Raw genomic sequence first — 25,082 nt, 5'->3', positions numbered from 1 at the left:
TCATAGGAGGACGAGCCGTGGCAGATTATAGAGAAGCTTTTGTAGGGATCGATGTTGCCAAACTGAAGAATGCGATTGCGATTGCCGAATCCGGCCGGGAGGGAGAGGTCCGCTATTTCGGCGAGGTTGACGCTTCGGCGAGGTTGACGCATCGGATGCCGGCATGAGGCGTGTGATCCAGCGAATAGCGACGAAGTTTGACCGGGTGCATTTCTGTTACGAGGCCAGGCCGACCGGTTATGGTCTTTATCGGCTAATCCGATCGCTTGGCCATGGATGTGTGCTTGTCGCTCCATCATTGGTTCCAAGGAAACCGGGCGACAGGGTGAAAACGAACCGTCGAGATGCACTCGCGCTCGTCCGGCTATTGAGGGCGGGCGAGCTCACGGCAGTGTGGGTTCCCCATGAGGGCCATGAGGCGATGCGAGACCTCGTTCGCGCCCGGGCCGCTGCAATCGAGACGTTGCGGGTTCACCGACACCAGATCAGCGCATTCATGCTAAAGCATGTTGTGTCTATCCACGCAAGATGAACTAGACGATGCGATATTTGCGCTGGCTGCCGGAGCAACAGTTCGATCACCCCGCGCATCAAATCGCCTTGCAGGAAATGGTCGAGGCGGTGGGCGTCTCGAAGGAGCGCGTCGAACGACTGGAGAAGGTCATCGAGGAATTCGTCCCGAATTGGTCTCTGGCGACCGGTCGTCCGAGCTCTACAGACGCTACGGAGAAGTCGATCTGATCGTCGCCGTCACCTTATCTCGGCCTGGTACCTGGCGAGCGATCAACGGGTGAAACGGTTCGACGAGGTGCAATTACCAAGGCTGGCAACGGTCGGGTTCGGCAACATGTTGGTTGAGAGCGCCTGGACCTTATCGCTATCCGCCGAAGGTCGGGGCCAAGAAGCTGTATCGTCTAGAGGAAGTGCCGCCGAAAGTGCGGGAGATCGCATGGAAGGCTCAGAGTCGGTTGACGGCTCGTTATCGAATGTTGGCCGGACGAGGAAAGCGAACGACGGTGGTTTGCACCGCCATTGCCCGTGAGCTGACCGGCTTCAAATGGGCTGTTGCAAGGGAGGCGCAGGCGATCAGAACATAGATCACTGCAGCCAACTTGCACCTCGCGCATGGGCCGGGGCGGAGCAACGGCAGGGAACACCCGTCAGACGCTTTGTGGCCGGCACTTGACCGACACCCGCAATAAGATCGGAGCAGCCCCGGACGCACAATCGGGAATGCGGTAGCCAACCCGCGCATCAGAGCTTGATCACCGACGTCCTTGAGTTCCGCCTCCACCCATACGCGATTACCATGAACAGCCGTTCGTTTGGGCGGTCGGTTCCTCGCGCCTAAAGCATTGACAACGGACATCAGAGCGCCGTTCCGGCGGCACCTTTCGCGCGTGGATGTAAGGGACGATGTTCGATGCCTTTGAGGGCTTCGACATATGTTGGTTGAGACAGCGATTGGGCGACCCGCGCCCGGTTGCATAATCAACCACCGTCGCAAATAACTATTTCTGGATTTCTCTGGTCCGTTTTCCATGCGATCCGTAGATTGCCTGGTAGTGATCCAGTTAACCTGTCCTCATCAAGGATGATCTACATGCCGCAAACCACAATCGCCACCTGTGCGTTTCCAGGCACATACGACGTGGACAAAAACCTCGGCTTACACCTATCCTATATCGAGGAGGCTGCTAGTGCCGGCGCTTCCCTTGTCGTCTTTCCTGAGACGAGCTTGCAGGGCTACCCGGCGATCCGGGACTTAGGCAAGCTTGAAGACGTCATCACAAAAGCTCAGGGCATAGCCGAGTCGGTCCCGGATGGCACCTCAGTGCAACGCCTAATAAGCGCTGCCATGAAGCACAACATCCATGTTGTCTTTGGCCTCATTGAGGCTGGCAAGCAGCCAGGCATCCTCTACGATACCTTAGTGCTCGCGGGGCCGCAGGGATATATCGGGTCATATCGCAAGGTCCACCTCACCCTCAGTGAGAACTATATCTTCCGGCCGGGCGACAATTGGCCGGTTTTTGATACGCCCCTTGGCAGAGTCGGCCTGCTGATCTGCTACGACAAATCATCTCCGGAGGGGTGCCGAGAACTTACCCTTTCGGGGGCCGAATTGCTGGTGATAGGTTCCGCGTGGGCCGCAAATCCTGGCCACGGCGACCGCGAAAACAACTCCGCAGTGCGCAGGTACGACCTATTCGACCGTGTGCGAGCTTTAGAAAACAGCCGCTGGCTCATCGCATCAAATTTCGTTGGTGAACTTGGTGGATCGAACTTTATTGGCTTCAGCCAGATTGTCGATCCGCTCGGCGGCATCGTGGCAAGCAGCGGACTTGACCAAATCGGAGTGGTCACTGCGGAGATAGATATCTGTGCCGGACTTGCCGGTGCTTCAGTGGGTTATGGGGGGCCGCGCCTCATTAGGGACCGTCGTGCCGATACCTACAAGGTGCTCAATGGTTCCTTACCAGTCGTGGTGGACGGCTGATCGACGCCTGGGCGAGCATGAAAAGTTTTCGGCCCAAGAACGGTTCGGGGAAACTTCCCGATTCGGGCCGCAATGGCGAGCGGGATTTTCATGGCGAGACGCGCTCCAACGACACGCATGCCTCGACAACCGATCCGGATGCGCGGCTCTACCGTAAGGCCAATGGCCGAGAAAGCCGGCTGTGCTACATGGGCTATGCGCTGATGGAGAACCGTCACGGGCTTGTCGTCGATGCCGAACTGACGCTGGCGACCGGGGTGGCCGAACGCGAGGCGACGCTTGCCAAGCTCGATCGGCGCGGTGCAAAGAGCCGGCGCATCACGCTTGGTGCCGACAAGGCCTATGATGTGGCAGCCTTTCTCGGCGCGCTACGCACCCGCAAGGTCACGCCGCATATCGCCTCAATGGCAGTGTTTCCAAGACCGGCAAGGCCCGCAAAACCGCCATCGACAAGCGCCCGACACACCATCGCCGTACGGCGTCAGCCAACGCTGCCGCAAGCACATCGATAAAGTGTTCGGCTGGATCAAGGCGCAGGCCGATCTGGCCAAGGTCAAGCTCCCTGGCAGGCCGAAAGTCGCCGCCGCGTTCAGATTCGCAATCGCCGCCTACAACCTGATCCGATTGCCAAAACTGATCGCCCAAGCCGCCCGATAGACCGCAAGCCGACCCAGGAAAACCCCGCGCCGACATTAAAATCGGTCGCCGGCTTCATCTGAATACGCAAAAATCACGTCGCCTAGGTCACTCTTCCTTGGATGCCGGCGCATCCCCGTCATCATCATTAACTGGGACGACGCTCGTTGGTCGGACGGCAATTGGGCGACCCGCTACCGATTGCATAATCAATCGCCGCGGCAAATAACTCATCTGAGTTTCACGGTTCCATTCTCCATGCGATGCATAGACATAAACCAGCATTCTTATGCTGCTTGGAAACACTGGTGATAGGGAACCGTCTACAATGCAGCAATCCGCAGAAACTCGGTCTACGATCGACGACGCCGTTGCGCATGATGCATCGTCTATGAAACCTCGAACCTGACGAGCAGACAGAAATTTGAGGCTGTCAAAGACGTCCTGCCTGGCGGCACTGACCGGCAGTTTCGGCTAACGGCGCATTCTGTATGAATTCACTCCTGGCTTGCCGCGTTCCAACCGCCTGATGGGGCCACGACCTTACAAAGAAAGGGCTGATCGAGTGCCAGAAATCTCCAAGCCTTATCGCATTCTCGTTGCCGCCTTCGAACACGAAGCCAATAGGCTGAACCCAAGGCTTGCCGACGAGGAGATCTTCGCGGTGGAACGTGGTCAGGATATCCTAAAGGCGCCAGCTGGCGTGCTGAAAGGGCTGACTGAAACGCTTGTCAATGCGGGCGTGACAATTGAACCGGTCTTTTCGGCGAGCGGGGGCGCCGGCGGCCTTGTCGATCATGATTTCTACTTGCGTATGCGTGAGGAACTTTTGGATGCGGTTCGACGCATCGACCCTGATGCAATTGGTTTAGAACTTCATGGCGCCATGGGAACCACGGAAACGCCCGATGCCGAAGGCGATCTTCTTGAAGCGCTTCGCCATCTCGTTGGCCTCACCGTGCCGATTGGCGTCGGTCTCGACCTGCATGGCCATATCACACCCCGCATGCTCGACAACACCGATATTTGTATAGCCTGCAAGGAAAACCCTCATTCGGACTTTGTTGAATGTGGCCAGAAAGTTGCAGAACTGCTGATCGAGCAACTTGAGGGGCGTCTAAAGCCGGTCACGGTTTCGGCGCGCGTGCCTATGATTCTGCCGGGTGCGGGTGAAACGGGCTCTGGGCCGCTGGCCGAAATCCATGCAAAAGCACGCGGATACGCGGCTATGCATCCATCGATTAAGGATATTTCGATCTACAACGTGTTCCGCTTTACCGATGATGACGAAGTCGGCCAGGTTGTCACCATCTTGAGCAATGGCCCAAGCGCCGACACACCTTCTATCGCCGTAGACCTTGCGACTCGCTTCTGGGTGGAACGCGAGCGTTTTAAGGACGACCTTGTGACGGTTGACGAGGTCTTTGAGCGTGTGCGGAGTTCGCCGGATGAACGGCCATTCGCGATCGGCGATATGGGCGATCGGGTCGCGGCAGGTGCCCCGGGAGACGGCACGATTTTGCTTTCCGCAGCGCTCGATGGTTATCCAGGACTGCGCGGTGCAGTCCCCATCACCGATCCCGTCGCAGCGGCTAGGGCGATAGAGGCTGGTGTAGGTGCGACTGTTACGCTGTCTGTCGGCGCTGGATACACGCCTGGTTTCACGCCTCGATTGGTCACCGGGCTTGTTGAGTACGTAAGTGACGGAAATTTTATCATCGAAGGTCCCGTCGGCAATGGCGCCCATAAGACTATGGGGCCAACGGCCGTCCTCAGGGTAGATGACCGCCTCCAAGTGCTACTGACCACAAAGCCGACGTCCGCCATTGATCCAGCAGCTTTTACAAGCCAGAATGTGGTTATCCGAAATCTCGATTTCGTAGTCGTTAAATCAGGTTTCCACTTTGTTTCGAACTTCGCTGGTCTGGCTACCCCAGTGCTCGTGAATACTCCTGGCGTCGGCTACTACAGGAAACATCAATTCGAGTTCCTGAAAGCGAACTTCTGGCCCGAACACGATATTGCCAGTCCCGTAATCACCGCCCGGCAGCATTCTGTCGGCGCTCTTACAAGAGTCTAGGAGCGACTGGAGCGAATCCTTAAGAACGAAAAACGGGGGAACGAAGCATGACAATCACTAGACGCGAAATTATCAAGACAGGTCTGGCCGTCGGAACGGCGCTATCAATGCCAACAATCCTTCGGGCGCAGACATTACAGGCGGACGCGCGGACGGTGCGTTGGGTCTCTTTCAACATCACTGTGTACGATCCGATCATCTCAGTAGATGCCGGATATCATGCTTATCAGATTTACGACACGCTTTTTGCACTGGATTCCAAGCTTGTGCCGCAGCCGCAAATGGTGGGAAAGTGGGTCCTCTCCGAGGACAAGAAGACCTACACATTCCAACTCCGCGAAGGCCTCACCTTCCACGACGGCAGCCCAGTCACCGCGGCGGACTGTGTTGCCTCGATAAGACGCTGGAGCCAGGTGGATGAAGGTGGAAAACTGATCATGGCAAGGGCCAAGGATATCTCGAAACAAGACGCGAAGACCTTCACGATCACGCTCAACGAACCGTTGCCGCTTCTCATACCTTTGCTCGCGTCCTCCAGCGGGTACTATCTAGCTATCATGCGCGAGAAAGACGCGAGCCGCCCTGCCACGGAGCAAGTCAATTCGAACATTGGATCCGGGCCATTCAAGTTCAATAACGCTCTAGCCAGGCCAGGCGTCAGCTTCACTTACGACCGAAATAAACAATATATACCCCGTCAGGAACCAGAAGACGGGTACGCCGGCGGAAAGGTCGCCAAGGTCGATCGAGTGGTCTGGCAAGTTATTGCTGATAAACAGACTGCCGTTGCGGCGCTCCAAGCGGGAGAAGTCGATTTCGTTGCAACACCGCCATCCGATCTTTATCCGCTGATTGAAAGCGATCCTAACCTCGCATTGGAAAACGTGAACGAGTCGGGCAGAGTCATGTTCGTGAGCATGAATTTTCTGCAGCCGCCGTTTGACAACGTCAAGGCGCGCCAGGCGATGCTTCACCTGATTGATCAGGAGGCGATTATGCTGGCCGCCGGCTTCGATCCGAAATACGTCCGCCCTATCAAATCGATATTTGGAAACAGTACCGCGTATTCCAACCACGAGAATACGGGATGGTACAAAAAGGGGGGCGACCAGGAAAAGGCCAGGAAACTTTTTCAGGAAGCCGGATATACTGGGGAGAAAGTCGTTATTCTCCAATCCACGGATTGGCCGCCAGCCAGCAAGGCCGCAGAATATCTCGCATTCACCCTGCGGACGATTGGAGTCAATGCCGAGCTCGCGCCGAGTGACTGGGGCGGGGTTGCTAAACGCCGTGCAAACAAGGGGCCGATTGAGGACGGCGGCTGGAACATGTATATAAACGATTGGACCGATGCCGAATTCGGTAATCCGATCAGTATGCCTGTGCTCCGCGCGAATGGCGCGGACGCTTTTTATGGCTGGCCGAAGAACGATGAATACGAGGTTCTCCGGGCCAGATGGGTAAAAGTCGAAACACTCGAGGAGCGCAAGGCGTTGGCCCGCGAGATGCAGTACCTCGCTTGGGACTCCGTTAGCACTAGCACTCTCATGTTGGGTCAGTTTTTTGAGCCAATCGCTCGCCGAAAATCCCTGACTGGCCTGGTTCATTTTCAGTCGGCTTATTGGCCGATGTGGAATATGCAGAAAGTCTCGGCATGATGGCGGGCTACATCTTACGCAGATTGGTTTCGGCCATCGCCGTCATGGCGATGGTCGGGGCCTTCGTGTTCCTGCTTCTCAGAATGGCGCCGGGCGACCCGGCGGCGATGATGGCCGGCCGCAACGCGACGGCGGAAGTAATCGCCGGCATTCGCGAGCAGCTGGGGCTGAACGCGCCACTGCCGATTCAATTCATCCATTGGGTGCGCGACATGCTCGGTGGCGATTTCGGCATCTCGATCTTTTCCGGACGACCGGTTCTCGAGCTCATCTCGCAGCGGCTTGAACCGACCCTTTCCCTGTCAATCCTGACAATGGTCCTTTCGGTGTCGGTCGGGGTCTCTTTCGGCATTCTTGCCGCGTGGCGAACTGGCGGGTACGTCGACCGCCTCCTCGCAGCCTTTTCGGCACTCGGTTATTCCGTCCCGGTCTTTGTCATCGGATATTTTCTCATCTACTTCTTCGCCATCAAGATGCATTGGCTACCGGTCCAGGGATATGTCCCGATCAACGAGGGTCTCGGGCTTTGGTTTGTGCACCTGGTCCTGCCCACAGTGGCGTTAAGTCTTGGCTTCATTGCCTTTATTGCCCGGGTCACGCGAGCGAGCATGCTCGAGGTTCTGTCGGAAGACTATATGCGAACGGCCGCTGCCAAGGGCGCTTCGTCCTATGCGATGCTTATCCATCATGCCCTGAAGAATGCCGGCGTCCCGATTCTGACCGTCATCGGCATAAGCTTTGCCTGGCTGATCGGCGGAGTGGTTCTCACGGAAACGGTGTTCAATATACCCGGAATCGGTCGTCTGGTTGTCGATGCGATCAACAATCGCGACTATCCCATCATTCAGAGCGTGCTCATCCTGACTTCGGGTCTGTACGTCCTTATCAACCTCACGGTCGATCTTGCCTATACGCTGATCGATCCCCGGATCCGGTACTGATATGTCCCTCTTTTCCGCACCAGTTGAAACCGCGCCGATCGGTCGGCTGCGACTATCTGGCCTTCCCCGTCTCGCAAGGCGGCACCCGCTGGTCCTGATCGGCGGCGGCTTCCTGGGGCTCCTGATCATCCTGGCCCTCGCCGCACCGCTTTACGCCGGCGATCCGGGGAACATGGATCCGTTCAAGCGCCTGCAGCCGCCTTCCCCCGAAATGTGGTTCGGGAGCGACAATCTGGGCCGTGATGTGTTTGCGCGAACGATCTTCGGCGCCCGCATCTCCCTCCTAGTCGGGCTGCTGTCGGCAGCGACCGCAGCCGTGGTCGGGCTCCTGATCGGTGTCATCGCAGGGTACAGCCGCACGTTCGATAATATTGTCATGCGAGTCATGGACGGCCTGATGTCGATCCCGACGATTCTGCTGGCCATTGCGCTCATCTCTCTGACAGGACCGGGAATCGGCATCCTCATCGTCGCCATCGCAATCCCCGAGACGCCAGCCGTCGCGCGGCTGGTTCGTTCGGTGGTTCTGAGTGTTCGCGAGCGACCCTATGTGGAGGCTGCGCTCTGCGGCGGTGCGCGCCTGCCCAAAGTGCTGTGGCGGCATGTCCTGCCCAGCACCATTCCAGCGCTCATGGTACAGAGCGCCACAGTCTGCGCCAGCGCGATTCTGACTGAAGCCGGGCTGAGCTTCCTTGGCGTGGGCGTGCCGCCGGGGATTCCCAGCTGGGGCAACATGATCGCCAGTTCGCGCCTGTATCTTGCCATCGCTCCATTGACGATCTTCGCCCCCGGTATCTGCCTTGCCGTCACCGTCCTGGCCGTCAACCTGCTGGGGGACGGTTTGCGCGACATGTTCGATCCCCGCTCACAGCGGAGGCGCTAACATGCATATGCATCAAACCGCAGGCAACGACGTGCTTCTCGACGTCCGAAACCTGGAAACACATTTTTACGGCGAGGAAAGCGTCACCCGGGCGTTGGGCGGCATCAGCTTCCAGGTGAAGAAAGGCGAAACGCTCGGCGTGGTCGGCGAATCCGGATGCGGGAAGAGCGTCACCGCCCTCTCCATCCTTCGCCTGCTGCCGAAGCTGTCCGCCAGGACCGTCGGTGGCGAGATTCGTTTTCATGGACGCGACCTCCTTGAGCTGTCCGATCGGGAGATGCGACAGATCCGCGGCGACAAGATCGCCATGATCTTTCAGGAGCCGATGACGAGCCTCAACCCGGTCTATACCGTCGGCCACCAGATCGCCGAAGCGGTGCAGATCCACACAAAAGCGTCCCGCTCTCAGGCCATGGCTAAAGCCGAAGAGATGCTGCGGTTCGTCTGCATCGCAGACCCGGAACGGCGCGTCAGCAACTATCCTCACGAAATGTCGGGCGGCATGCGCCAGCGTGCTATGATTGCCATGGCGCTCGCCTGCTCGCCGGAACTGTTGATCGCCGACGAGCCGACGACGGCGCTTGACGTCACCATTCAGGCGCAGATCCTGCGGCTCATCGTCGATCTGAAAGAGCGCACGGGAACGGCCGTGATGTTCATCACGCATGACCTGGGCGTTGTGGCCGAGACATGCCAACGCGTCATTGTCATGTATGCTGGCCGCATCGTTGAGCAGGCTACCGTAATCGATCTGTTCGCGCGCCCGGCGCATCCCTACACTCAGGGCCTGATGCGATCGGTGCCCGATCCGCGGCGAGGCCGTCAGCGCCGCCTTCCGGAAATCCCCGGCCTCGTGCCAAGTCTGCGCAAGCCCATTGTCGGGTGCAGCTTTGCTCCGCGCTGCCCGTTCGCGATCGATATTTGCCGCGAGAAGACGCCCATCCTACATGATGTCGGGTCAAGCCACACCGCAGCTTGCTGGCGCGCCGAAGAGGTGATGGGCGCATGAACGGTCCTTTGCTGAAAGTCGAGAATCTGACCAAATATTATCCGCTCGGTTCAGGATTTCTGAAGAAGACCATTCCGGTGATCCGGGCGGTGGAGGATGTATCCTTCACCGTCGAGGCAGGCGAGACGCTTTGCATCGTCGGCGAATCCGGCTGCGGCAAATCCACCGTGGCGCGGCTCCTGATGCGGCTCGTCGAGCCGACGGCCGGGCGCGTACTGATCGAAGGAACCGATATTGCAAGCCTCAAGAAGCACGCGCTTCACGCGTGGCGCCGTCGGATGCAGATGGTGTTTCAGGATCCTTACTCGTCGCTGAACCCGCGCCTCACCGCCGGACAGATCATCACCGAGCCTGTGGAGAATTTTGAACGTCTGAGCCGCAAGCAGCGCAACGCGCTCGCCGCGGACCTTCTCCGAAAAGTCGGAATGTCGCCCGAGATGATGCACAGGCTCCCGTCCGAATTGTCGGGCGGCCAGCGCCAGCGTCTCGGCATTGCACGCGCCCTGTCGCTCAACCCCTCGCTCATCATCGCCGACGAAGCGGTGTCAGCACTCGACGTCTCCGTGCAGGCGCAGATTCTGAATCTGCTTCTGGACCTCCAGCAGCAGATGGGTATCGCCTTCGTCTTCATCTCGCACGACCTCGGCGTCGTGGAGCATATCGCGCATCGCGTTGCCGTCATGTATCTGGGGCGGATCGTAGAACTCGCCCCAAGCGAAGCACTCTTCGCGAAACCGGTCCATCCCTACACCGAGGCGCTGATCGCGGCAGCTCCGGTGCCGGATCCGACGCGGGTTCGGCTTAAGGCAGCGGTCGAGGGCGAGGTGCCAAGCCCCATCAACCCGCCGAGCGGGTGCGCGTTTCATCCGCGTTGCCCGCTCGCGGTCGAGAGGTGCCGCATCCAAGTGCCATCTCTGGTGCCAATGGCAGACGGGCGGATTGTGGCCTGTCATGTGCGCGCTCCGGCTACAGAGATCCCGGAAGAGCCGGCTGTGGCGGCCAAATCTGGGCCTGTCGCAAATTCCTGTGCTTAACGGCGTCGATGACCTAAATGCCCGCCGGGTGGAAACTTCGCAATCCTTGGTTGGCACTACGGCAAAACTGAACGGGGTTGATCTACAGATCTGGCTTATCGATGGGCTGGAAATGCTGTTCCCCTGGCATTGGAAGGCGATCGCGATCGGGCGATGAACAATAAGCAACAAGCAACTTGCAGCGGATGTTGAGCAATCGCAAATGCGACCGGCCGACCGACGGCACCATTGGTTTTGAGCGAGGCGGGGCGGGAACCGGCGTCCGTGTCGGAAGTCACTAGACGTTATGACCGTGGTCCGAGCGGCGGCCCGTCCTTAGTCTTTGCAGCTGTAAGCAAACGGGGTTGCTCGGGAATGCCGAGCCGAGCCCCAGCAAAGGAAGGACGAGCCATGGCAGAAGATAAGGATTTTTACGTCGGTGTCGACGTTTCGAAAGCCAAGCACGCGATTGCGATTGCGGAGGGTGGCCGGGAGGGGGAGGTCCGCTATTTCGGCGAGATCGAGGCGACACCGACGGCGGTGGAACGCTTCGTGCGTAAGCTGGAGCGCAAATATCCGCGCCTGCATTTCTGCTACGAGGCCGGCCCAACCGGCTACGGGTTTTGCCGCCAGCTCGTTGAGCTCGGCCACCGCTGCGATGTCGTTGCGCCGTCGCTGATCCCGAAGCGACCGGGCGAACGCGTCAAGACGAACCGACGCGATGCGGTCACCCTGGCACGGCTGCTGAGGGCGGGGGAGCTGACCGGGATCTGGGTTCCCGACGCAGTGCATGAAGCGGTGCGCGATCTAGTGCGCGTTCGGAGCTCGGCGAGCGAGGATCTGCGCAAGAAGCGCCAGCAGCTTCTGTCGTTCCTGCTGCGCCATGGCCGGGTCCTTAGCGGACGCAAGAATTGGAGCCCGGCGCATGCCCGCTGGCTGGCGGCGCAGAAGTTCGACCATCCGGCCCAGCAGATCGTGTTCCAGGATCAGGCCGATGTGATCACCGATGCGCAGAACCGGCTGGAGCGGCTCGATGCCCAACTCGCCGAGCTGGTGCCGAGCTGGTCGATGGCGCCGGTAGTGGCGGCCTATCAGGCGCTGCGTGGTGTCTCCTTCATCGTTGCCGTCACCTTTGTCAGCGAAGTCGGCGATGTGCGCCGTTTCGACAACCCGCGGCAGCTGATGGCCTTTCTCGGTCTGGTGCCGTCGGAGCGGTCAACCGGCGAGACGGTGAAGCGTGGCGGCCTGACGCTTGCCGGCAACCGTCGCGCACGCCGCGTCCTGGTGGAGGGCGCCTGGAGCTACCGCTATCCGGCCCGGGTGACGGAAACCATTCGCATCCGCCTCGAGGGCCTGCCCAAGGCGGTTCGCGAGATTGCCTGGAAGGCGCAGACCCGACTGTGCGCCCGCTACCGGCGCCTGACGGCCTCTGGCAAGAAGAGACCGATCGTCGTGGCGGCGATCGCCCGCGAGATGGCGGCGTTCCTGTGGGCCATCGGCCACCAGGTTGAGCCGGTGCGCTGAAGATGCGGTGCGCTCCCGCGAACATTGAGCTTCCAGCAAACGCTCGTCTCCCACGGGCGCCGCCGGATTGAAGCTAATGGACCGGCTTCAATCCGGCGGAACAACCGGGACAGCACGGAGACGGGATGTGGCCACGGTGGGGAATTCCCGCGCTAGCTATGTGGCTGGGCAACGGCCCAACGCCCGACTCTAGACAAGGATAGCCCAAGACGGATTACGGAAGTGCGGTAGCCAACCCGCGGATAAGAGCATGATCGACCGTCGTCTCAAGGGCTCATCCCGTCCCCATGCTGTCCATCAACGGCAAACATCCTATGGCAAAGACATGGGGCGGAAAAGTTCATCTACCACGCTTGACCACGGTCATAAGACTAGCCGCCTCTGAAGCGATCGTCAAAATCCGCAACTACTACTTCATACCGTGCCGCCCGTGCCGCGCCAACAGAGATTTTGTTCATCCACGCCGCGCAAGCTGAGCCAATGTCAACACGCCAGACCGTGGTGCGTTCGTCGCGCTCGGTTCATCGAACGGCATAAATATTTGCCGGGAGGAATAACACTTATTGCTCGCGTCAGCTCTTACTTCAGTAAATTGTGCTCCCCGTGGCTCGGGAGAACCTCCGCGCCTCACAACTGTCGGCCCTACGTAGTTGATGCGACTGGACAATGTCCTCTCATCAACGTGTCTGGCCATATTAAGGGGCTAATATGAGCAAGATCTATTTGAACCCAGGTTCGGCACTTGAAAATCTGTTGTTCGATGAAATGTTGATCGCTGTGGGTGGCTTCGGCCTTTGCGGCATCCCGGAACTGTTGATCAGTGCGATCCGCAACGCTGGGACCAAGCACCTGACGATTGCCTCAAACAATTGTGGCGTCGACGATTTCGGGCTTGGCGTGCTGCTGAAGACGAAGCAGATCAAAAAGATGATCTCTTCCTACGTAGGCGAGAACGCCGAGTTCATGCGGCAGTATCTCAGCGGCGAGCTTGAACTCGAATTCAATCCGCAGGGGACGCTTGCCGAACGCATGCGGGCCGGTGGCGCGGGCATCGCAGGTTTCTATACGAAGACTGGCGTCGGCACCGTCGTCGCCGAGGCCAAGGAGCATAAGAAGTTCAACGGCGAGACTTACGTCCTCGAGACAGGCATCGTTGCGGATCTGGCGATTGTCAAAGCCTGGAAAGCGGACGCAACGGGCAACCTTGTGTTTCGCAAGACGGCCCGCAACTTCAATCCACCGGCGGCAACCTGCGGCAAGATTTGTGTCGCGGAAGTCGAAGAGATCGTGCCGGTCGGCAGTCTCGATCCCGATCAGATTCACCTGCCTGGGATTTACGTGCACCGCTTGATCCAGGGCCAACACGAAAAGCGCATTGAACAACGCACGACGCGCGCAGCAGCGTAAGGGGAGGGAAGAGATGGCTTGGGATCGAAACCAGATGGCCGCACGGGCGGCGCGAGAACTTGAAGATGGCACCTACGTCAATCTTGGCATCGGCATTCCGACCTTGGTGGCCAATTACATCCCCGATGGCGTTCATGTGACGCTGCAGTCGGAGAACGGCCTGCTCGGCATCGGTCCGTTCCCGACCGAAGCCGAGATCGACGCCGACCTTATCAATGCCGGCAAGCAGACCGTAACGGCCTTGCCGCACTCGGCCTTCTTCGATTCGGCGCAAAGCTTTGCGATGATCCGCGGCGGCAAGATCGCCATGGCGATCCTCGGGGCCATGGAAGTCGCCGAGAACGGCGATCTCGCCAACTGGATGATCCCCGGCAAGCTGGTCAAGGGCATGGGCGGCGCCATGGACCTGGTCGCCGGTGTTAAGCGGGTCATCGCGGTCATGGACCACACCAACAAGGCCGGCGAATCCAAGGTGCTCAAGGCCTGCACGCTGCCGCTGACCGGCAAGGGCGTCGTCGACCGGATCATCACCAATCTTGGTGTCCTAGACGTCGTCGAAGGCGGTTTGAAGCTGGTAGAGCTCGCCAACGGGGTGACCGATAGCGAGTTGCGGGCGGCAACAGAGGCCACGATCATCAACTGACTCGGCCATCATAGGGCTGAGTCCAACCCCAGGTCGAAACCAATCACAATGGAAAAGCTGTCATGAGCAACACCTCGATCGTCGTCGCCAGCGCGGCGCGCACGCCTGTCGGTTCCTTCAACGGCGCTTTCGCCACCACCCCGGCGCACGAGCTTGGCGCCGTCGTCATCAAGGAACTGCTGTCGCGTTCAGGTGTCGAGCCTGGCGAGATCGACGAGGTCATCCTCGGTCAGGTGCTGACCGCCGCCCAAGGCCAGAACCCCGCCCGCCAGGCATCGATCAACGCCGGCCTGCCCAAGGAAACCACCGCCTGGGGCCTCAACCAGGTTTGCGGCTCGGGCCTGCGCGCCATCGCGCTCGGCATGCAGCAGATCGCCGCCGGCGATGCCAAGATGATCCTCGCCGGCGGCCAGGAATCGATGTCGCTTTCGCCACATGCCCAGCATCTGCGCGCCGGCGTCAAGATGGGCGACTACAAGATGATCGACACCATGATCAAGGACGGGCTGTGGGATGCCTTCAACGGCTACCATATGGGCAACACCGCCGAGAACGTCGCGCGTCAGTTCCAGATCACCCGTGACGATCAGGATCAGTTCGCACTGGCCTCGCAGAACAAGGCCGAGGCGGCGCAGAAGGCCGGAAAGTTCAAGGACGAGATCGTCGCCTTCACCATCAAGGGCAAGAAGGGCGACACAACTGTCGATCAGGACGAATACATCCGCCACGGCGCCACGCTGGACGCCATGACCAAGCTGAAGCCGGCCTTCGACAAGGACGGCACCGTGACCGCCGCCAACGCCTCCGGCATCAATGATGGCGCGGCCGGTGCCCTGCTGATGAGCGAGGCGGAAGCCGCGAGGCGCGGCATCACCCCGCTGGCCCGCATCGTTTCCTGGGCGACCGCCGGCGTCGATCCGGCGATCATGGGCACTGGCCCGATCCCCGCCTCGCGCAAAGCGCTGGAAAAGGCCGGCTGGTCGGTCGGCGACCTCGACCTGGTCGAAGCCAACGAAGCTTTCGCCGCGCAGGCCTGCGCGGTCAACAAGGGCATGGGCTGGGATCCCTCGCTCGTCAACGTCAACGGCGGCGCCATCGCAATCGGCCATCCGATCGGCGCCTCGGGTGCCCGCATCTTCAACACGCTGGTGTATGAGATGCGTCGTCGTGGCGCCAAGAAGGGACTGGCCACCCTGTGCATCGGTGGTGGCATGGGCGTCGCCATGTGCGTGGAAGCAATGTGAGGGGGGCCTGATGCCATGCCCGCAACTGCATTCCGCCTCTACGATGTCTCGCTAGGCTGTTCCTTGGGCGGCGCAGATGCGCAGATTTTGCGCGAGCAGGCTCTTGCGGTTACCGAGCTTTTGGAAAGCAACAGCTTCGTCCCGATCGGGCACGACGGTGGTCCCTATCGCCTCAAGATCGACGCAAGAGACGGGCGCCTGGCGTTGCGTGTCACGGACGAAGCGGGCGCGCATATCGTCAGCCACTATCTCTCGCTCACGCCTTTGAGGAGGCTGCTTAAGGACTACACCCGCATGTGCCTGAGCTATCAGCAGGCTATGCGCTGGCCGGGACCCGAGCGGCTGGAAGCGATCGATCTGGGCCGGCGCGGCCTCCATGACGAAGCCGCCGAACTCTTGAGAGAGCGCCTCTCCACCAAAGTCAGTATCGACAAGGACACTGCGCGCCGGCTGTTTACGCTGATCTACGCGCTGCTCAGACGCAGCGCCGATCATCGGAGCATGGTGAGTTGAACCACTCTGCTTCCTCGACGCTCGCGCCCACCGCGACCGGTTCCCATCATCGCCCCTTCAGGAGCAAATAAAAAGTGTATGCTACATCAACACGGTCGAGCGAGATCGGCAAAATGCCGGTCAATTCAGCGGGTTTCCTTGAAAGCGTCGACCAGAACTTTCGTCACGCCATGTCCTTCCTCGATCTGCCGGAGGGACTGGCGGAACGGATCATCCAGTGTAACTCGACCTATACGGTCCGCTTCGGTGTCAGGCTGCGCGGACGCATGTACAGCTTCATCGGCTGGCGCTCGGTCCACAGCGAACACAGCGAGCCGGTCAAGGGCGGCATCCGCTACGCGTCCAGTGCCGACGCAGAAGAGGTGGAAGCGCTTGCGGCCCTGATGACGCTAAAGTGCTCACTCGTCGACGTGCCATTCGGGGGCTCCAAGGGGGCACTGAAGATCGATCCGCGCGAATGGACCGTGCAAGAGCTCGAGCGTATCACCCGACGCTTCACCCAGGAGCTCAACAAGCGGAGCCTGATCGGCCCCGGCGTCAACGTCCCGGCTCCCGACATCGGCACAGGCGAGCGGGAAATGGCGTGGATGATGGACGAATTCCGCCGTGCCAATCCCACCGACGTCGTCAACGCGCGCGCCTGCGTAACCGGTAAGCCGTTGTCGAAGGGCGGCATTGCCGGACGCACCGAGGCAACGGGCAGGGGGGTTCAATTCGCCGTCCAGAGCTATCTTCGCGACGCCCGCACGCCGGGCCTCGATCGCCGGCGCGTTCTTAAAGGCGCCTCCGTCATCGTTCAGGGGCTCGGCAATGTCGGCTATCACGCCGCCAAGTTCCTGTCGGAAGAGGACGGCGCACGCGTAATTGCCGTGGCTGAGCGCGACGGTTATGTCGCCAACCGTGATGGCCTTGCGATCGAGGCGCTCAAGCAGCATCAGCTGCGCACCGGCAGCATTCTCGGCTTCGAAGGCGCGAGCTCCTTTGCCGGCGACATGTTCGGCATCGAACAGCCCTGCGACGTCCTCATTCCGGCGGCGATGGAAAACGCAATCCATGCGGGGAACGCGGAGCGCATCAAGGCGCACCTGATCGTCGAGGCGGCCAACGGTCCCGTCAGCTTTGAAGCCGACAAGATGCTGCGCGCCCGCGGCATAACCATTCTTCCCGATCTCTATGTCAATGCTGGCGGCGTCGTCGTCAGCTACTTCGAATGGGTGAAGAACCTCACGCACATCCCCTTCGGGCTGATGGAGCGGCGCCGGCGCGAGCGGCGCAACCAGACCATCGCCGTGGCGCTCGAGCGGATGACCGGCAAGGACTTCCCCGCCGATATGCGTGACGAGTTCCTTGAGGGGGGCGCCGAGATCGACCTGGTTCGCTCGGGCCTCGAAGACGTCATGCGCGGCACCTGGACCAACATAGCCGATCTGCTTGAGGCGCAGCCTGAGCTGGGCGACTACAGGACGGCTGCCTATGTCACGGCCATTCGCAGGGTTGCTGCTGCCTACGAGGCAATCGGCATTTGAGCATCCGCAATGGCAGAAGCTGTTTGCATCGACTCACGAAAGGAAATTCAGACGCCGCTGCCGTCCGGTCCCTCCCATTGATTGCGACCTGCGCGGCGCGCCCTGCCGGTGCCTCCTCTCCATCGGCAGGGCGCCTAAAATGACACTATCCGTAGACGTCAGAAGAGCGCCGGCACGACCAGCGCACGGCAAGTTCACGGATCGTTGGCCCGAAATGGAGGGCCGGCGTCGCACTCGAGGCACCCTCACGAGTTGTTCGCGGGCCCGGAGGCTTCGCGATCTGCTGTCTCAGGGCGAAGCGCGCATGAGTTGAGCCTTTGGCCGTTCGCGCGCCAATATGGATGGCCGGCTCGGTTCCGCCTTTGCGACTTTCGGCTCTCTATAAACCAGCGGGGCCATGACCGCTTCGTGCCTTGGGACGGCGCTCCTTGGCAGGCGACGATCGAGCTCCACGAGCTTCATTTCATCCAGCTCAGACAAGTGGTCTTTGATCGCCTCGATCGCGTCGCGAGCTTCGCCACCAACTCAACTGCGACGACCTGCATTTCTAATCCTTTTGTAAAACCCCCTCATCGTAAGGGTCGAACCCAAGCAAGGATGTGCTGTTTCACTCAGAGCCATGAATGCGGTGCTTTGACAAAAATCCGCTGCAATGAGCCCGCTGACGCCGCCCCGTGAGCAAGGACCAACTCAGCCGGTCTGACGCAGCGCAAGAGCCTCAGGAGACAGCTGGCCGCTGTTTCACACCAATTTCTCTACTGTTCAGAGCAAGTACTTCCGGCTGAGCACAAGTCGCGTTAAGAAATCCAAGCTCGCATTCCCGGTGCACGCCACTCATAATCGGATCCTACTTGCGACGATGGGCTTAGCTCCTTGTTGCACAGAGATTGATCGTCATGATTTCGACCGAAGAAAACGCGTCCCCAGGCTTGCTGGCGCCGCTGAAGGACCCGACTGCGGCGCGGCAATCAGCCTGCGGAACAGCGTCAATCTGGATGGGAACGTCGCCAGGGACCTCACGGAGGGAGGGCGTAGCCCGACTGGAGGGACGTTCCTGGCGACGGCGCGAACCCAACATAGGGGTTCACGCCGTCTGGTGATCGCGACGTGTCGGGCGCATTTCTTCTTCCCGCTCAAAGGAAGAATGAATGTCCGGCAGACACATCACGGATCAACAATCGAGGCTCTATATGCAAAATCGCCAGAAGCACAGTGTCCCTGTCGCGGCCGCCAAATCAGGTTTCAGCCCATCCACTGGCTATCGGATCGAATCAGATCCGAGAAGCTGCTGGCCGGCGGTATTCCAGCCGGGTTCGCTAACGGGGAGGGCGAAGAGGATGTCGTTGAGGAGCAGGCGTCGTAAGCGCGGCGTTATCGCCTTGCGACCACAGAGTCAGTCGATCACTCAGGACCACGACGATTGGTCGTGCGGTAGCCGGTGATCGGGATCATGGACTGCAACCTGATCGCCTTCGATAGGTTGGCTGGAAAGATCACCAGATTGGCGCCGCCGACGTGACGCAGCGACGGAAACAGGATGCCGCGACGCCCGGCCGTGATGATCAGGTTCGCGAGCTTCCACGGTGGCGAGATCTTCCTGTCGATGCGAGCGATCTGGCGCCAGGCACAATCCCATTCCTGCCAGGCGCCGTCCCAGATGCCCGGGTCGAATCCTGCGAAAGGTCAGCCATCTGGCCAAGCGTGATCTTGTAGGCGGCAAGCGTTGCCGGCGGGACGATGCTGGCGCCCTGCTTGTATTCCTCCAACGCCGTCTGGGTCGAACGGGACAGATAGAGTGCTTCGACCGCCGGTTGAAACGACCGCCGTCGATCGCCGCGCTTGCACCGCTGGTGGGCAGGAAGGCCCATTTGTGTCAGGTAGCGATGGAAGATCTCGTCCGGCCCGACGCGGGTGACCTTCACCCCCGCGCCCTGTTCTCGAGATCCCGGATGAAGGCCATTTAACTGCAGTGCGACATCCTGAGCACCATTTAGCCTGAAATAAAAACTTAAAATAAAATGCAGTATTTTTACGGACAAAGCTCCTTGGCGATATTAGATTCAGCGCGACGAGCCTTGCAAGAGACCTCGTCGAGGGGGCATCTGCCGGTGGTGCGATCGTCCGAGTCCTCGCGCGGCCATCTCTTCGAGGCCGCGGAGTCTGACTTATAGGCCAGATAACAGGGAATGGGTCTCAGACCCGTCAAACTCGGTCCCTAAGACATCGCAGCGCTCCGAATCTTGCCCTGGGGCTGTGTGCCATCCCGGTGGCAAACAGGACCGCGCAGCAGGTCCAGTAGGAGTCGACATGCAAGGGAAAGCGCCGCGCCTCGGCTCCAGGCCATTCCAGGTCACCAACCGGCAGGTCCTGGCGATCGCCGTTCCCATGGCACTCGCATGTCTCACTACTCCGCTGATCGGCTTCGTCGACACGACCGTGGTCGGCCAATTCGGGGATGCCCGGTTGATTGGCGGTCTTGCTGCCGGGGCCGTAGTGTTCGATGTCGTCTTAGCGAGTTTTAGTTTCCTGCTCTCCGGTACGACCGGATTCGCCGCCCAAGCTTTCGGGAGGGGCGACGATCTGGAAGCAAGGGCAGTCCTATGGCGGGCAATTGTCATCGCCGCGAGTTCAGGCTTGGCATTGGTCCTGCTCGCCCCGCTGATTGCCCTGATCGGCGAATGGGTTTTGAACGCGGACCAACCAGTGACCGCCGCGATGGACCTCTATATCCGCATCCGCCTAATCTCGGCGCCTGCCTCTCTTATCAATTATGCGATTCTTGGATACCTTCTGGGTTGCGGCAATGCAGCCCTCGGATTTATCCTGCAGCTTCTCCTCAACGGGGTCAGTAGCGCGTCATCCATCTTCCTAGGTCTTTATCTCGGGTGGGGCGTTGCAGGCGTCGCCTGGGGAGCTGTGTGTGGAGAGGCCGCCGCCACGATGGCCGGCATCGCCATCCTCGTGGGGCGCTTCCGTGCGATGCAAAAAGTGTCGCGCCAGCACACGTTCAACATAGTGGCAGTGAGGCGAATGCTTCACCTCAACGGCGACGTGATGATCCGTTCCTTCGTGCTGACGGGAGCATACGTCCTGTTCGCGCGGCAGGGCGCCCAATTCGGCACGTTGACCTTGGCCGCCAACGCGGTGCTGATGCATTTCCTCATGGCCGCGTGTTATTTGCTTGAGGGGTTCGCGGCGGCGGCCCAGCAACTCGCCGGTCGGGCCATTGGAGCCCGTGATCAGCGGGCGTTCTTGCGCACTGTCAAGCTGACCGCAGGCTGGGGGTTCGCGCTTGCTGCCCTTCCCAGCATCTTAGTCTTCACATTCGGCGAACAGTTACTGGGCGCCATAACGAAGACAGCGGACGTGCGTGCGGAGGCGGTTGTCTATCTACCCTGGGCGGCGTTGGGGAGCCTGAGCGCCGCCCTAGCCATGCAGATGAACGGCATCTTCATCGGCGCCACCTGGTCGCGCGACATACGCAACACGATGCTCATATCTTTCGCTGCCTTTATCGCCGCGTTGCTCACGCTGGAGCCGGTCTTCGGCAACCACGGACTCTGGGCTGCCCTTCACATCTTTCTGCTTGTGCGTGGCATAAGCTTACTTTCCGTCATGCGGCGCCGTGTCCGTTCTGCGTTCGCGGGATGATTGCGTATTTCAGGCGATCGTGAGCACGGATTTCACCGCATCGTGAGCACGGATTTCACGGGATCATGAGCAACGATTTCAGACGATCGTGAGCACCTTTTCGGAGGTGCGGGACGCTTCGGCCGACAACTCAGTCAGTCTACAGGATGCCTCGTTCAAAACGAGGAAGCCTGATGCCAACCCAGAGATTGTCGATGCGCCGGATCAGAGAAGTTTTACGTCTAAGGCATGTCCAGGCCCTGACCGAGCGTGCCATCGCGCACACGCTCGGGGTGAGCAATGGCGTCGTGCATGGTTATCTGCGGCGCGCCCGTCTTGCCGGGCTGAGCTGGCCGCTGCCTGAAGGGATGGATGACGAAGGCCTCGAGCTGCTGCTCTTCCCGGCGCCGAAGGCGGCGTCGCAAAGCCCCAGCCGGCCGGTACCCGATTGGGCCTATGTGGAGAAGGAGTTACGCCGCCGCGGCGTAACGCGGGTGCTCCTGTGGGAGGAGTATCGCGCCGCCAATCCCGACGGCTTTGGCTATACCTGGTTTTGCACAACCTTCGAGGCCTGGAAAGAGCGCGCGCGCCCGACGATGCGCCAGACACACCTGGGCGGCGAGAAGGTGTTTGTTGATTTCGCCGGCGACACCATCGACATCTTCGATCCCGTCACCGGCGAAGCGCACCCCATGAAGCTGTTCGTCGCAACGATGGGCGCCTTACACTTACGCCGAGGCGTGCCCGAGCGAGAGCCTGTCCGACTGGATCGGCGTGCACACAGACCTCTTCACCTTTCTGGGCGGCGTGCCGAAGTTCGTGGTCTGCGATTACGTGCCCGGGCACGTAATCGCAGTTTTGTTCCCAGCCCGGTTATGTGCCCCCGCAGCCTGTTGATCCAAGCGTTCTCAACGACATGGGGTTGGAACAAGAACTGTTCCCAGCGACACGCTAAGGTCGAACCGAGCGTGAACGTCATGCGCGGCGTGGCGTAACCGAGCCGGAAGTCTGAGCGACCGGAAGCCTTCAGGCATCTGATGTTCTGCATCCCAGGTGTAGATGCCGGTCAGATTGATGTGTTCCCAGCTCAGCGGCGAGACGTGCTTGAGCAGATGGTCCGGGATCTCGCGATGCATTTTGCGCAAGTGGGTGACGGCCCGTTCGATATAGACCGTGTTCCAATGCACGATCGCGCTAACGACGAGGTTGAGGCCGGAGGCGCGGAACGCCTGGCTTTCGAATGATCGGTCACGGATTTCACCACGCTCGTGGAAAAAGACGGCGCGCTTCAGCTTATGCGCGGCTTCGCCCTTGTTGAGGCCAGCTTGGCAGCGCCGGCGCAATATCGGACTTGAGTACCATTCGATCATGAAGAGCGATCGCTCGATCCGACCGAGTTCGCGTAGAGCTCTGGCGAGTTGGCTTTCCTTCGGAGGTGCGGACAGCTTCTTCAGGATCGTAGACGGCACCACGGATCGCGTCGTGATCGACGCCGCCAGATGGAGCAGATCGTCCCAATGGTCGAGAATCAGGGTGGTGTTGATCGGTGCCCCGATATGGTTCGACAGCGCCGGGTATGCATCGCCTTTCTCGAATGTGTGAAATTTCCGATCTTTAAGATTGCGCAGTCGCGGTGCGAAGCGTTTGCCGATCAGAGCGAATAGCCCAAAGACGTGATCGCTCGCGCCGCCGGTGTCCGTGAAGTGCTCTTGGATGTCGAGGATTGTGTCCTGGTCGAATAGCCCATCGAGCACATAGGCGGCCTCGCTTTCGGTCGGACTGATGGGCAGAATGCTGAAGTAGCCATACTGATCGGAAAGATGGCTGTAAAATTTCGATCCGGGTTCGCTGCCATAGTGCAGATTGACGTCACCGCGCTTTGCGGCACGGTCGCTCGCGCGGAAGAATTGGCCATCGGACGATGATGTTGTTCCGTTGCCCCACAGTCGAGAATGCGGATGTCGGGTGTGTGCATCGGTGATACATGCTTGCGCCGCCCGATAGGTCTCGGACCGCGCGTGGAAGGTGCGCATCCAGCCGATCTGGTGCGCGCTGATGCCCTTGGACGCGCTCGCCATTCGCTTCGGACCGAGGTTGGTCGCATCGGCCAGCACGCCGGCCAGCATGGCCGAGACATTTCTTGGGACGTCGCCGGTGCGAACATGCGTGAAGAAATCCGCAAAGCCGGTCCATTCATGCACTTCCCTCAGCAGGTCGGGAACTTCGACCAACGGATACAACTCGCTGATCTCGGCATTCAATTCTTCGGCTGCGGCAGGCACCTCACCGGCGATCGGCGTGACGATCAACGTTCCATTTTCAAGACGAACACCTTGGAGCTTTCCGGACCGCGCTCTATGCGCCAGACGCTTCAGGTTGAAGTCGAGCATGTGACGCGCTTCGGCAAGCCACTGCGCGCCGTCACCTTGGACGCCCAGTCCAAGGCGGTCCTCCTCCTTCATGGACGTGAATGTTGACCGCGGCATCAGATGCTCGTCGATCGGCCGGAAGGATCGGCTGCCATCGACCCAAATGTCCGCAGATCTAAGCCGGTCCCGCAAAGCCGCGAGCGTCGCAATTTCATAGAGACGACGATCAGGTTTGTCCTGGCCGAAGATGAGCTTTCGGACTGGCTTAGGTGAGTGACGGGAACGCGATCCGGAAGTGTCCGACGTTCGGAGCAGGCGGTGCCACCCGACTTCCTGATCGAGAACCTCCAATGCGTTCCGGCCATAGTCGTTCGCGGATTGGAGAGCAGTGATGGTTTGGAGGAACATGCGCAGCGCCTTGGCGGTATCCGGCCTGCAGTCCATGTGCCGCTGCTTCTTGCGGTTATTGGCTTGCGAGAACAGCCGACCTATCAGCTTGATGAACATCGACACTGCATCGTCCGTGAGCTTCTGGCCGAGCTTGATAAGCTGCGCCACGATCAGCGCGTGTCGACGGCTGGCATTGAAGTCGTTGGCCAGCCATGCCGGTGTGGCGTTGCCCTCACGGATCATCTGATCCCACCGTCCAGACGATATGCGCATCTGCAATTTCGGATCGATTTCTAGCTTGCGCAGGAAGGCGATCCGTTCGGTCAGCCCAATCAGGTTCGAAGCACCAGGCGCATCCGGCGCCGATCTCAGCCAATGAAAGCGCGTCTGGCCGAGGGCCGGGTCAACCTCCAACAGCCTGTCCAAAAATGTAAGCCATTCGGGCGGGATACCTTCGACGAGTTCTTTCTCAGCCCGTCGGCGAGCTATCGCGCGACCGCCGAGGCCGATCTTCTCGATGGAATGCAGCGAGGGCAGGAGTGCGTTTCGTTTCCGGAACTCGGCAATGACTGCTGTCGCGATCGGCAACCCGTGATCGCCATTGGTCGCCGCATCGATTGCAGCCACAAGGGCGGCGCGGCGATCGTCTCTAGATGCAGTCCGGAGACCGAGGTAAGCCATCAACGATCGGCTGTGATCGAAGCGCGTCTGTACTCGATGCGCATAGAAGGCGTAGAGGCGCGCGCCGATACCAAGCTGATCCGCAAGATAGTCGATCACAGCCGCGGGTGGCTGCTCGTTATCCCACAAGAGCCGCCCCGTTTGTCGCATCGTGCAGAGTTGAACGGCGAAGCCCAGCTTGTTCTGCGGTCGCCGGCGGAGTTCGCATTCCAATCTATCTGCCGGGTCCAGTGTAAAGTGACGGATCAGACTATCCTCGTCCGTCGCTATGCCCAGAAGTATCGCCGCTTCCTTGGAACTGACAAGCCGTCTTCTACCCACTCGCCTTCTCCCTCGGCCCACTAAATTCCAAGGGAATTGGTTCGCCATCGGCCGGAGGCTTTCAACCAGCCCAGTGGCTTCATCTACAGATCTATGCGCGTGTTCGCGCTTCGT

At 59.9% G+C, this 25,082-nt stretch carries 16 protein-coding genes and 4 pseudogenes; 17 read left to right on the top strand and 3 right to left on the bottom strand.

Translation table 11 applies throughout. The annotated features are described in order from the left end of the window. Positions 1-17 precede the first annotated feature (17 nt). The 15 genes and pseudogenes from AC0NIH_RS30690 (at position 18) to AC0NIH_RS30620 (ending at position 17,577) form a co-directional block, all read left to right on the top strand. Positions 18-1,097 (top strand): annotated as a pseudogene (locus tag AC0NIH_RS30690) (IS110 family RNA-guided transposase). A gap of 497 nt (positions 1,098-1,594) precedes the next feature. Continuing rightward, on the top strand, positions 1,595-2,500 hold the full coding sequence (locus AC0NIH_RS30685) for a carbon-nitrogen hydrolase family protein (RefSeq protein ID WP_474025101.1): 906 nt from the start codon (positions 1,595-1,597) through the stop codon (positions 2,498-2,500). After that, positions 2,491-3,157: pseudogene (locus AC0NIH_RS30680) on the top strand (transposase); the annotation flags it as partial. The gene AC0NIH_RS30685 and the pseudogene AC0NIH_RS30680, both read left to right, overlap by 10 nt. A 544-nt stretch (positions 3,158-3,701) precedes the next feature. Further along, positions 3,702-5,216 (top strand): M81 family metallopeptidase, encoded by a 1,515-nt coding sequence (locus tag AC0NIH_RS30675; protein WP_473468898.1) that lies wholly within the window; start codon positions 3,702-3,704, stop codon positions 5,214-5,216. A gap of 47 nt (positions 5,217-5,263) precedes the next feature. Further along, entirely contained in the window at positions 5,264-6,874 is a 1,611-nt protein-coding gene (locus tag AC0NIH_RS30670; RefSeq protein ID WP_473468899.1) for an ABC transporter substrate-binding protein, read from the top strand. Then, positions 6,874-7,815: an ABC transporter permease gene (locus AC0NIH_RS30665; RefSeq protein WP_473468940.1), complete on the top strand. Its 942-nt coding sequence runs from the start codon at positions 6,874-6,876 to the stop codon at positions 7,813-7,815. The genes AC0NIH_RS30670 and AC0NIH_RS30665 overlap by 1 nt, the downstream gene beginning before the upstream one ends. Before the next feature lies 1 nt (position 7,816). Then, a complete protein-coding gene (locus AC0NIH_RS30660; RefSeq protein ID WP_473468901.1) occupies positions 7,817-8,698 on the top strand; it encodes an ABC transporter permease in 882 nt (293 codons plus the stop codon). A gap of 1 nt (position 8,699) precedes the next feature. Then, positions 8,700-9,707 (top strand): ABC transporter ATP-binding protein, encoded by a 1,008-nt coding sequence (locus AC0NIH_RS30655; protein ID WP_473468902.1) that lies wholly within the window; start codon positions 8,700-8,702, stop codon positions 9,705-9,707. After that, on the top strand, positions 9,704-10,741 hold the full coding sequence (locus AC0NIH_RS30650; RefSeq protein WP_473468905.1) for an ABC transporter ATP-binding protein: 1,038 nt from the start codon (positions 9,704-9,706) through the stop codon (positions 10,739-10,741). The genes AC0NIH_RS30655 and AC0NIH_RS30650 overlap by 4 nt, the downstream gene beginning before the upstream one ends. A gap of 390 nt (positions 10,742-11,131) precedes the next feature. Continuing rightward, complete coding sequence (locus AC0NIH_RS30645) at positions 11,132-12,244, top strand: IS110 family RNA-guided transposase (RefSeq protein ID WP_473468908.1); 1,113 nt, start codon at positions 11,132-11,134, stop codon at positions 12,242-12,244. 708 nt (positions 12,245-12,952) lie between these two features. After that, the gene (locus AC0NIH_RS30640; protein ID WP_473468911.1) at positions 12,953-13,651 is read left to right on the top strand and encodes a CoA transferase subunit A; all 699 of its coding nucleotides are present in this window, start codon (positions 12,953-12,955) and stop codon (positions 13,649-13,651) included. A gap of 13 nt (positions 13,652-13,664) precedes the next feature. After that, complete coding sequence (locus AC0NIH_RS30635; protein WP_473468913.1) at positions 13,665-14,294, top strand: CoA transferase subunit B; 630 nt, start codon at positions 13,665-13,667, stop codon at positions 14,292-14,294. Between the two features lie 62 nt (positions 14,295-14,356). Beyond that, positions 14,357-15,538, top strand: coding sequence for an acetyl-CoA C-acetyltransferase (locus AC0NIH_RS30630; protein WP_473468915.1), 1,182 nt, complete (start codon positions 14,357-14,359; stop codon positions 15,536-15,538). 15 nt (positions 15,539-15,553) lie between these two features. Beyond that, entirely contained in the window at positions 15,554-16,051 is a 498-nt protein-coding gene (locus AC0NIH_RS30625; RefSeq protein ID WP_473468917.1) for a UPF0262 family protein, read from the top strand. Between the two features lie 113 nt (positions 16,052-16,164). Then, a complete protein-coding gene (locus tag AC0NIH_RS30620) occupies positions 16,165-17,577 on the top strand; it encodes a Glu/Leu/Phe/Val family dehydrogenase (protein ID WP_473468920.1) in 1,413 nt (470 codons plus the stop codon). 1,401 nt (positions 17,578-18,978) lie between these two features. On the opposite strand, the gene AC0NIH_RS30615 is transcribed toward AC0NIH_RS30620, so the two are convergent. Continuing rightward, complete coding sequence (locus AC0NIH_RS30615; RefSeq protein WP_474025278.1) at positions 18,979-19,170, bottom strand: hypothetical protein; 192 nt, start codon at positions 19,168-19,170, stop codon at positions 18,979-18,981. After that, on the bottom strand, positions 19,140-19,616 hold the full coding sequence (locus AC0NIH_RS30610) for a hypothetical protein (protein WP_473468922.1): 477 nt from the start codon (positions 19,614-19,616) through the stop codon (positions 19,140-19,142). Before AC0NIH_RS30610 ends, AC0NIH_RS30615 begins: the two co-directional genes overlap by 31 nt. Before the next feature lie 268 nt (positions 19,617-19,884). Here AC0NIH_RS30610 and AC0NIH_RS30605 point away from each other — a divergent pair, with 268 nt between their 5' ends. Next, the gene (locus AC0NIH_RS30605; protein WP_473468924.1) at positions 19,885-21,228 is read left to right on the top strand and encodes an MATE family efflux transporter; all 1,344 of its coding nucleotides are present in this window, start codon (positions 19,885-19,887) and stop codon (positions 21,226-21,228) included. A 173-nt stretch (positions 21,229-21,401) separates the two neighbouring features. Then, a pseudogene (locus tag AC0NIH_RS30600) lies at positions 21,402-22,038 on the top strand (IS21 family transposase); the annotation flags it as partial. A gap of 149 nt (positions 22,039-22,187) precedes the next feature. Here the strand turns inward: AC0NIH_RS30600 and AC0NIH_RS30595 are convergent. After that, positions 22,188-24,968, bottom strand: a pseudogene (locus AC0NIH_RS30595) (Tn3 family transposase); the annotation flags it as partial. Between the last annotated feature and the right edge of the window lie 114 nt (positions 24,969-25,082).

The sequence above is a fragment of the Mesorhizobium sp. WSM1386 genome (assembly GCF_055901595.1).
Note: the sequence above shows the minus strand (reverse complement) of the source record. Positions and strands in the feature narration are given on the sequence as shown.